Annotated in this window: 6 protein-coding genes; 2 read left to right on the forward strand and 4 right to left on the reverse strand. The window is 68.6% G+C overall.

From position 1 onward, the window contains the following. Positions 1 to 294 precede the first annotated feature (294 nt). The 4 genes from GXY15_06160 to GXY15_06175 all read right to left on the reverse strand — a co-directional run bounded on the left by GXY15_06160 (position 295) and on the right by GXY15_06175 (position 6,261). The gene (locus GXY15_06160) at positions 295 to 1,110 is read right to left on the reverse strand and encodes a YdcF family protein (protein NLV40795.1); all 816 of its coding nucleotides are present in this window, start codon (positions 1,108 to 1,110) and stop codon (positions 295 to 297) included. Further along, a complete protein-coding gene (xerD, locus tag GXY15_06165) occupies positions 1,107 to 2,009 on the reverse strand; it encodes a site-specific tyrosine recombinase XerD (GenBank protein ID NLV40796.1) in 903 nt (300 codons plus the stop codon). The genes GXY15_06160 and xerD overlap by 4 nt, the downstream gene beginning before the upstream one ends. A gap of 30 nt (positions 2,010 to 2,039) precedes the next feature. Continuing rightward, a complete protein-coding gene (gene rny / locus GXY15_06170) occupies positions 2,040 to 3,605 on the reverse strand; it encodes a ribonuclease Y (protein ID NLV40797.1) in 1,566 nt (521 codons plus the stop codon). A gap of 427 nt (positions 3,606 to 4,032) precedes the next feature. Beyond that, the gene (locus GXY15_06175) at positions 4,033 to 6,261 is read right to left on the reverse strand and encodes an SUMF1/EgtB/PvdO family nonheme iron enzyme (protein ID NLV40798.1); all 2,229 of its coding nucleotides are present in this window, start codon (positions 6,259 to 6,261) and stop codon (positions 4,033 to 4,035) included. 570 nt (positions 6,262 to 6,831) lie between these two features. On the opposite strand from GXY15_06175, the gene GXY15_06180 reads away from it, so the two are divergent. Beyond that, complete coding sequence (locus tag GXY15_06180) at positions 6,832 to 7,692, forward strand: ABC transporter permease (protein NLV40799.1); 861 nt, start codon at positions 6,832 to 6,834, stop codon at positions 7,690 to 7,692. After that, the gene (locus GXY15_06185; protein NLV40800.1) at positions 7,692 to 9,779 is read left to right on the forward strand and encodes an ABC transporter ATP-binding protein; all 2,088 of its coding nucleotides are present in this window, start codon (positions 7,692 to 7,694) and stop codon (positions 9,777 to 9,779) included. Before GXY15_06180 ends, GXY15_06185 begins: the two co-directional genes overlap by 1 nt. Positions 9,780 to 10,012 lie beyond the last annotated feature (233 nt).

The following is a 10,012-nucleotide window of genomic DNA, read 5'->3' on the forward strand; positions in this document are numbered from 1 at the left end:
CGGCCCGCAGACGGGGCCGTGCCCTGGGAGGCGGGGGGGGCGGACGCCGAAACCTGGGTGCGGGAACGCGCCGGGGCGGGGGCGCTCACAGACGCCTCCAGAGTGGGGACCGGGCAGAGGCCGGGGATGTCCCCGGGAACCTCCGGCGCGTTGCCGACGGGGGCGAACAGGGACGGACCGGGAAGGGCGGCGTGACAGGACAGCGCCACTGCCACGGCACAGGCAACCCACGCGGCGCATGCCGCCCGTTTTTTCTTTTCCAGATTCATCACCGCCAGTATACCACGCGGCGCCTCATTCCCGGTCAAGGAGCAGGGACTTGATCACGGCCAGATACTCCCGGAGGCAGGCGTTGGGCAGGAGATACCAGGGGGTTGGGGCGGCCACGGGGAAAAAGGCGAGCCCCTCCCGCCGGGCGAGCACCTGCACGCGGAAGAGATGGAACCCGCTGGTGACGACGGCGAGGGAGGGGGGCGCTTCCGCCAGCGCGCCCGACGCCTCCAACACCGCCCTGGAGTTACGGAGGTTCTCCGCCGTGCTGGTCGCCCGGTCCTCCAGCAGAATGCGGCCAGGATCCACCCCCGCCTTCACCAGGAAGGCGGCCATGGCCTCCGCCTCCGTGGTGCTCTCCCCGGGCCCCATTCCGCCCGTGACCACGGCGCGCGCGCCGGGGTTTTCGCGCAGATAACCGGCCGCCGTCTCCAGCCTCAGCCGCAGGGTCTCCGAGGGCCGGTCGCCATGGAGTCCCGCCCCGAGCACCACGACCCAGTCGCAGGGCGGGCATTCCGGCGGGAACGACGCCGCGCATAGGATGCAGCAGACCGCGGCGAACGAGAGGAGCCAGAGCGCCCCACCCGCGAGAAAGACCCCGCGCGGCAGGTGCCACCGGGGCGACACGGCCACCGCCCACCGGAACCGCAGGGCGGCCCCCATGAACAGGAGAACGCCGCCCAGGAAACCGGGGAGCAGGATGCCCGTGTTCAGCCCCCGGCCCGCCATGAGCAACACCCCGGTGTCCAGCAGTCCGGCCGCTCCGGCCATTCCCAGGACCCCCGCGACGACGCTGCTCCGGGACTGCGGGACGGACTTCTCGGTTTCGGTGCAATTCATCCCCGGGGGTGGAACTCCTTGTGTGCGCGCGTGAGGCGCTCAACGCTCACATGCGTGTAAATCTGCGTGGTGCTGATGTCCGCATGGCCCAGCAGCTCCTGCACCGCCCGCAGGTCGGCCCCGTTGTCCAGCAGGTGCGTGGCAAAGGAGTGCCGCAGCATGTGCGGCGTCACGTTCCGGGCGATGTTCGCGCCCCGGGCGTGGTGCTTTACAATCTGCCAGACCGCCGTGCGGGAGAGCGCGCGCCCCCGGTCGTTGACGAACACCGCCGGGGCCGGGGGCTTCCATGCCGTCCGCGCGTCCAGCCAGGCCCGCAGCTTGTCCACTGCGGCCCGGCCCAGCGGGACGATGCGGGTCTTCGCGCCCTTTCCGCGCACCCGCACGCTTGCCTCCTCCAGCGAGACGTCGCGCAACGCCAGCCCGGCGGCCTCCGAGAGGCGCAGGCCGCAGGAGTAGAACAGCTCCAGCAGGGCCGCGTCGCGCACGCCCTCCGGGGTGTCCGTCCCGGGCGCGGCCAGCAGGCGCTCCACCTCCTCCACGCCCAGCCAGTGGGGCAGGGCGCGCAGGATGCGCGGGCTGTCGAAGGTTTCCGACGGGTCGGTTTCCGCGAGCTGCTCGCGCGCGAGGAAGCGGTGGAACCGGCGGATGGCGGTCAGGTGCCGGGCCACGGAGCGCGCGGCGAGGCCGGAAGCGCCCAGCGCCAGGAGGTGGTCCGTGATGTCCTCGCGGACAATGTCCCCTGGGCGTTCCACCCCCGACTCGGCGAGCCCGGCGAGGTAGGCCCGCAGGTCGGCGCCATAGGCCGCCAGCGTGCGCTCCGACAGGCCGTCCTCGAACACGGCCGACTCCAGGAAGCGGTCGAGCGCGCGGCCCAGCTCCGATGCGTGCGCCTCATCCATGCGCGGTTTCCGCGGGGCGTGCAGCCCCGGTTATTTGGCCACCTCCACGGCGCGGGTCTCGCGGACGACGGTCACGCGGATCTGGCCGGGGTAGGTCATCTCCTGCTCGACCTTGCGCGCGATGTCATGCGCAAGCTGCTGCGCCTCGGCGTCGTTCACCTTGTCCGGCTGCACCACGATGCGCACCTCGCGCCCCGCCTGGATGGCGAAGGCCCGCTCGACGCCGGGGTACCCGTCGGCGATCTGCTCCAGCTGCTCCAGCCGCTTGATGTAGTGCTGGAGCATCTCGCTGCGCGCGCCCGGGCGCGACGCCGACATGGCGTCCGCCGCCTGGACCAGCACGGCGATTACGCTGTTCATGGGCATCTCGTTGTGGTGCGCGCCCACGGCGATGGCGATGGAGTCCTTCTCCCCGTAGCGGCGGCAGAGGTCGTGGCCCAGGATGGCGTGGGAGCCCTCGACCTCGTGGGTCAGGGCCTTGCCGATGTCGTGGATCAGCCCGGCGCGTTTGGCCTCGGCGATGTTCACGCCCAGCTCCGCGGCCATCAGGCCCGCCAGGTGGCAGACCTCCTGGGAGTGGCGCAGCACATTCTGGCCGTACGATGTGCGGTAGCTCAGCCGCCCGAGCAGCTTGATCATTTCCGGGTGCAGCCCGTGGACGTCCGCCTCCATGCAGGCGGCCTCGCCGCGGTCCTTCATGGTCCGGTTCAGCTCCTCCGTCACCTTCTCCACCACCTCCTCGATGCGGGCCGGGTGGATGCGCCCGTCCTGGATCAGCCGCTCCAGGGTGATGCGCGCCGTCTCGCGGCGGACCGGGTCGAAGCCGGAGAGCACCACGGCTTCCGGCGTGTCGTCAATGATCACGTTGATGCCCGTGGCGTTCTCCAGGGCGCGGATGTTGCGCCCCTCGCGCCCGATGATGCGCCCCTTCATCTCCTCGTTCGGCAGCGGCACCACGGAGACCGTGGTCTCGGCGGTGTGGTCCGCGGCGCAGCGCTGGATGGCCTCGCCCACGATCCACTGGGCGCGCTTCTCGGCATTCTCGCGCAGCTCGTCCTCGATCCGTTTCAGCTCAATGGCGCAGTCGCGCTTGACGTCGTTTTCCAGCCGCGCGTAAAGGTCCCGGCGCGCCTGCTCGATCGTCAGCCCCGCCACGGCCTCCAGCTTCAGGGTCTGCTCCGTGATGAGGGCGTTCAGCCGCTCCTGGTCCTTCTCCGACTGCTTCTCCCGGGCGACCAGCGCCCGCTCCTGCGTGTTCAGGTCCGCGGCGGTCTTGTCCTGCGCCGCGGCCCGCTTGTCCAGCCCCTGCTCCTTCGCCGCCAGCCTGCGCTCCACCTCGGCCATTTCCTTCCGAAGGTCGCGCCCCTCCTGCTCGAGCCGGGCCCGCAGGTTGATTTCCAGCTCCTTGACCGCAGCCTTCCCGTCCTTCAGGATGGAGGCCGCCTCGCGCTCCGCGTCGGTGATCACCTGGGCGGCGTCCCGCTTGGACTTGCGGACAATTCCCTGCCCCCGCAGCATCGAAAGGATGAGGGTCACGGCGGCCCCCGCCGCCAGGCCCACCACCCCCACCGCGACTAAAACAAACATATTCTGCATGTACGCTGCCTCCACACCCGCAGGGGGTGTCCAGTGTTTTTGCCTCCCGCAAAGCGGGACCGGAGGCGGGCGCAGAACGCGAACGGCAAGGGGGGTTATCTTGGGGGACGGTTCTCCGTCCCGTTCCATACGCTGAATCCAACCCTGGAAATATGAGTCATGCGTCCCATATCCAAACTGCCCCTGGGGGCGCAGAAGTCACTTGCCGGTCAAGTCTTTGCCCACTCCGAAGGTGTTTTCTTCAACCATGGCCGTCAGTTTTCGACCGCATACCGCATTATAGGCGGAAGTTTGCAACTTTGTCAACGATTTAAACACGGTTTTGCTCCGAAGGCTTCCCCGCAAATGGGCGCTCCGCGAACACTTAGGCCGTTGCGCAAACGAAAGGCCGTCTCTGAACGGGGGTGGGCGATGGGGCGGGGGGGCGTCAGTCCGCGTTGCAGACGACCCGGAATCCAATGTCGTTCATGGCGTAGTCGGGGGCGTAAGCCATGCGGGTCGCATTGCGGCACGCGCCGGGATACCACAGCCACGAGCCGCCCCGCACCGTGCGGGTGGCGAGGGATTCCCGGTTGACGGGGTCTTCGGAGGGGCCCACCGCGTAGAAATCGGGGGAAAAGGCGTCCTCGCACCACTCCCACACGTTTCCGTGCATGTCGAAGAGGCCCCATTGGTTGGCCCTGAAACTGCCCACGGGCGCGGTGTACACGCTGGCATCGTCAAAGGGGAACACCACCCAGCTCCGGTAGCGGCGCTGGAGGCTGATGTCGGCGCCGTTCAGCCAGCCGCGGCCGGATGCGGGGTTGTTGCCCCAGAAAAAGGCCCCCTTCTCGCCCGCCCTGCATGCATATTCCCACTCCGCCTCGGTGGGCAGGCGGAACGTCTTTCCCGTGGTCTTGGACAGCCAGCCGCAGAACTCCTGCGCGTCCTCCCAGCTCACGCACAGGACCGGGTGGTAGAGGTTCTGGGGAAAGCCCGCCTTGAGCCAGTTCATGCCCGCAATCCACTCGCGCTTGCCATTGGGCGTGATGGTCCAGGCGCCCCCGGCCCGCTCGGCGGAGGTCTTGAATCCCATGTCGTTCACAAACCGGCTGAACTGCCCCAGGCTGATTTCGTGGCGGCCCATCCAGAACCCCCGCGTGAGGGTCACGGAGTGCTGGGGCCCCTCATGCGTCTGGCGGTCCGGCTCCGTTTCCGGCGACCCCATGGGGAAGCTTCCCGCCGGTATCCAGGCGACTTCCAGACTGACGCCGTCGCCCAAGTCATGGGTTCGGTAGTCTTCCGCGGGCCGTTCCTCCGAAGGGGCCAGGGCTGCGGCGTCCGCCTCCTCCGCCGGCCGAATTTCCGGGGCCGGGCGTCTGGCCGGTGTCTGGCTGCCCTCGCCAAACCGCTGGTTGAGCCAGGCCACAATACCCTTGACCACCGCCTCGCCTCCGTCTGCCGGCGCGCCGGCGGGGGCTTCCTGGGAGGGAAGAGGCGCCGGACGCCCCCCCCGGTTTTGCCACCAGTTGAACCCGGCGAACAGGGAGACCGCGGCCAGCAGTCCCGCCAGCACGAGGGTGGAAACCGGAACCCGCCGCCCGGGCGCCTGCTCCTTTCCCGAGAGTCCCTGAATGGCGCCCTTCTGGGCCTTCTTGCGCCCCAGCAGGGCCTCCCGGAAGGCGGCGGCCGAGGGGATGCGCTTGGTCTGGTCCATCTCCATGCCGGCCAGGATGGCCCTCTGCACCCTGCCCGACACGCGCACATTGGGCAGGGAGGAGGGCGGCGCCAGATCGGTGCCGGAAAGGCGCTGCATTGCGCTCGGGGGTTTCCTGCCCGTCAGCATCCGGTACAGCGTGGCCGCCACGCCGTACACGTCCGACCAGGGCCCCTGCTGGCCGCCCCCGGAATACTGCTCCGGCGGGGCGTAGCCGGGGGTGAGCAGCACCGTCAGCGTGTGGTGGTCGCGCACCATGGACTGGCGCGCCGAACCGAAGTCGAGCAGGATGACCTCGCCCTCCTTCGTCAGGTAGATGTTGCCCGGCTTGATGTCCCGGTGCATGAAGCCCCGCGCGTGGACCACCTCCAGCCCGTCCAGCAGGCGCGAGATGATCTTCACCGCCTTGTGCTCGCTCAGCAGCTCGTCCGTCTGCTGCTCCAGAAAATCCTCCAGCGACACCCCGTCCACATAGTCCATCACGAGGTACGCGGAGTTGTTCTCCTTGAAGAAGTCCGTCACCCGCACCAGGTTCGGGTGCGGCGCCGGCTGGTGGCAGGCCACAATGTTGCGCCCCTCCTCCAGGAAGCGCTCCAGCCCCTGGTAATACAGCTCCGACGGGTCGCCCGTGGTGCCCGCGCCGCCCTTCCGCAGCCGCACCCCGCAGGTGTCCTCCTCCCGGTCCACCAGCTCAAACGGGAAGAACTCCTTGATCGCCACCCGGCGGTTCAGCCCCTCCTGAAGGGCCAGATAGGTGATGGCGAAGCCGCCCTGCCCCAGCGTCCGCCCGATGAGATAGCGCGAGTGGAGCATGGACCCCGGCCGCAGCGTCGGCGGATCCCAGGGGATCTTCTCCGGGTCCGCGCCGCAGTTCGGGCACCGGCGCGCGCGGCCCATGGGCTGCAGGCACGCCAGGCACACCGGCCCCGCCACCGAGGTCATCTCATCCCGGTGTGGCATCGTTACCCGCCGTTCCCTGAAAACAGCATCCGTTCAATACCCCCGAAGTCTCCGCCATGCCAAAACACGCACGACCCGGCACCGTGCAAGCCGCCTGCCGCAGTCAACCACGCGCGCGCTCCAGCCAGTGCCCCTGCCGCACCTCCATCCCTGCCGCACCCCCCGCCGGGGAGGGTGCATGCTCTCCACGAACAAAATTATACCCGTAGTCCGCGCGGGATGCAAAAACCACGAAACACGCCAGGGCGTCTCGGGGGGGGGTGACCGCAGAGGGGGGGGGCCGGGGCAGGGCACGCCTGGGAATGCCACGCTCCTGACCGGCGCGGCCGGCGGGGGTGAACCACGGAACACACGAAACACACAGAGGGGGGAGATGCGGGAAGAGAGGAGAGGGGGCGGCGGCCTGGCCTGGGCCATATTCGGATGTCCCGTTGGGACAACAAGAACTGAAACACATAACCGAGGGGCGTTCATGCTGCTCGCTGGCGTTTCCAGAGGGGCATTTTTGGTGCGATTGCCCTGGTCCCGACCTTTGCACCGTTTGGCGGGGGATGATACTATGGGGCCACCATGAGAGCGGTCGTTTACAGCAACCTGAACCAGCGGAAGGTCTGGCGGGTGATTCCGGACCTGGTGCGCGCGCGTCAGCTGCTGCGGGACCTTGTCTGGAAGGACCTGCGGGCGCGGTACCGCTATGCGGTCATGGGCTTCCTCTGGGCGGTCATCGAGCCGCTCCTGTTCGTGCTGATTCTGGCGTTTGTGTTCTCGTTTGTCTTTCGGGACCGGGCGCAGATGGCCACGCCGGAGGGCGCGGCGCGGCCCTTTGTGGTCATGATGCTCTGCGGGCTCGTGTTCTGGCAGTACTTCACCGCCTCGCTGAACGCCGCCACGGTCTCCCTCGTGGACGGGCGCAACCTGGTGAAGAAGGTCCACTTCCCCCGCGAGGTGATCCCCGTCGCGGCGTGCTGCGTGCCCCTGGTCAATCTCGGGATCGGGTTCCTGCTGCTCCTCGTGCTGCATCTGGTCTTTGGCGGGGGGATTTCCCCGGCATTGCTGGCGTTGCCGGTCGTGTTCGGGGTGCAGTTCGCCCTGACCGTCGGCCTGGCGCTGCTGCTGTCCTGCGGCCATGTGATTTTTCGCGACGTGGGCAACATGGTGGCCGTCGGCCTCATGTTCGGGTTCTACGCGTCCCCCGTTTTCTACCCCCTGGAGCTGGTGCGCGGCATGCGCGGCGCGCCCGCGTGGCTCGTGACGCTGTACCAGGCCAACCCCATGGCGGGGCTGCTGACGGCGTACCGCGACATCCTCTTTGACGGCCGCCTGCCGGGGGTGATGCTCCTGGTCTGGCCGTGCCTGTGCGCGGCCGGGGCCCTGCTGGTCGGCGTATGGGCGTTCCGGCGGAGCGCCCCCACCCTGGCGGACCACCTCTGATGTCGGCGATCGAAGTCCAGCATGTGGGCAAATGCTTCCCCGCGCGGCGGGGCGCGCGCGACCTGCGCGGACGCGGCGGCCTGCGCGACTGGATTCTCGGCCGCAAGAGCGAGACTTTCGAGGCGCTCAAGGACATCACCTTCTCCGTGGAGCCGGGGGAGACCCTCGGCATCATCGGCCGCAACGGCTCCGGCAAGAGCACGCTCCTGAGCATCCTCGCGGGGGTGACGCTGCCCAGTTCCGGGTCCGTCACCGTGCGGGGCCGGATCGCCTCGCTGCTGGAGCTGGGCGCGGGGTTCCACCCCATCCTGACGGGGCGCGAGAACATCTACCTCAACGCCGGACTGCTGGGCATGCGCCACGCGCAGACCGACGCGGTCTACGACGAGATCGTCCGCTTCTCCGGCATCGGCGACTTCATAGACCAGCCCGTGGAGACCTACAGCAGCGGCATGTACGTCCGCATCGGCTTCTCCGTCGCCGTCCACGCCAACCCCGACATCTTCCTGGTGGACGAGGTGCTGTCCGTGGGCGACGAGGAGTTCCAGCGGCAGTGCCGCCGCAAGATCGGCGAGCTGCGCGAGCAGGGGAAGACCATCGTCTTCGTGTCCCACGACCTGGGGATCGTCAACACCCTGTGCGAGCGCGTGGTGCTCCTCAGCGGCGGGCGCATGCTCGACCGCGGCTCCACGCAGAAGACCATCAACTACTACCTGCGCCAGGTGGGCGCGGAGAAGGGCATCCACAACTTCTCCGGCGGCGGGACCGAGGTCACCCTCTGCGAGGGCCGCGTGTCCGTCTACCACCGGGGCGAGGAGCTGAGCGCGTCGGGGGGCTTCCAGATGGAGCTGACCTCCTACGCCCAGCTCCACTACTCCAACATGGCCGAGTGGACCGTCACGGAGCGCGCCGAGAACGGCTGCACCGCCCGGGGCCGCATGCTGCGCCTGCCCGTTGAGCTGGTCTGGAAGATGTGGGTGGACGAGGCCGGCCGCCTGTTCTGGGACATCGCCATGGAGTGCGAGCGCGAGACCCAGATCGAGAACATCGCCACGCTCCTCGGGTTCCCCACCGCCTACCTGCGGTGGATGTACGGCGACTTTGCGGGCGAGTTCCCCGAGATACTGCCGTCCGACACGCGGTGGTCCCTCGTGGTGACGCAGGAGAACAAGCTGCGCGAGGCAGCGCTTCTGCCGGAGGACGGCTCGCCCCTGCCGCCGGTCTTCGCCCGCGTCGAGGCGGCCAACCCCCACTACGGCTTTGTCCTCTTCAACTCCGAGTATGTCCGGTTCAACCGCATGCTCATGGCCTCCGCCCTGTACCCCCAGCACGACTGCCTCTTCCGGCCGGGGCGCCACGAGCTTATGCGCGTTGGGCTGGACCCCGCCCGCACGGCGGAGGAGTTGCAGAGTATGATCCGCGCGCCGCGCATGCTGGAGTGCGGCCCCCTGACCGTCCGCTTCGACAACGGCTCCCTGCGCCTCTACCACGGCGGCGCGGAGCTGACCAACCACCTGAATTTCTACGCGTCCATGCTCATCCAGCAGCTCTGGAACGACAGCCAGAGCTTCCAGTGGGGCCAGGTCCAGGAGATTGAGGACGGCATCTCCCTCACCGGCGGTTCGCGCCGCTTCTCCTTCGCCCAGTGCTGGGAACTGCGCCGCGCGGGCGACGCCCTCAATATCCGCGTCTGGCTTGAGGTCTTCGAGCCCCTCGAGGTGCAGGAGTGCCATGTGTCCCTGGTCCTGCGCAACGAATACGACCGGTGGACAACCGAACACGAAGAGGGCGCCTTCGGCGCCTTCGACCCCGGCGGCGGACGTTGGTTCCACTGCAACCGCAAATACCTCCCCGGCCATAGCATCACCGCCACGGCCCCCGGCCTGCCCGCCGTCACGCTGGTCGCCGACGACGAATGCCCCGTGGTCCGCATGACCGCCGTCAACACCACCCTCCAGGAAAACTCCCGGGTGATCCAGGCCCTCCGTCCCTCCGAAGAGGGACGCCTCCGCTTCGCCCCCGGCCGCCACCTCTACTTCTCCGGCCAAATCCGCGTCGGCACGGAAGCGGGGGAGGGGAAAGACTGACCGGCCCGCAAAGTAGACGCGGCATCCTGCCGCGTTCTTGGGCCTTCCGCCGACCTGAAGAACGCGGCAGGATGCCGCGTCTACATTCCCGCAGCACCTCCCCTTCGCGCGTCATGGCGAGCCCCTGACCGCCGTGGGCGGGAATTCTGTCCATGAAGCCATGGATACGGGTGTCCTTTCCCTCTTCACCCCGGAGGGGTGAGGGCCATTAGCCGGTGGTTGAGCGAAGCGAT

The sequence above is a fragment of the Candidatus Hydrogenedentota bacterium genome, assembly GCA_012730045.1.
Taxonomy (GTDB): domain Bacteria; phylum Hydrogenedentota; class Hydrogenedentia; order Hydrogenedentales; family CAITNO01; genus JAAYBR01.

Bases quoted from the DNA above. Each gene is read 5' to 3' on its own strand.
- xerD (NLV40796.1), bottom strand. From the start codon at position 2,009: ATGGATGAGGCGCACGCATCGGAGCTGGGCCGCGCGCTCGACCGCTTC.
- rny (NLV40797.1), bottom strand. From the start codon at position 3,605: ATGCAGAATATGTTTGTTTTAGTCGCGGTGGGGGTGGTGGGCCTGGCG.
- GXY15_06175 (NLV40798.1), bottom strand. From the start codon at position 6,261: ATGCCACACCGGGATGAGATGACCTCGGTGGCGGGGCCGGTGTGCCTG.
- GXY15_06160 (NLV40795.1), bottom strand. From the start codon at position 1,110: ATGAATTGCACCGAAACCGAGAAGTCCGTCCCGCAGTCCCGGAGCAGC.
- GXY15_06185 (NLV40800.1), top strand. From the start codon at position 7,692: ATGTCGGCGATCGAAGTCCAGCATGTGGGCAAATGCTTCCCCGCGCGG.
- GXY15_06180 (NLV40799.1), top strand. From the start codon at position 6,832: ATGAGAGCGGTCGTTTACAGCAACCTGAACCAGCGGAAGGTCTGGCGG.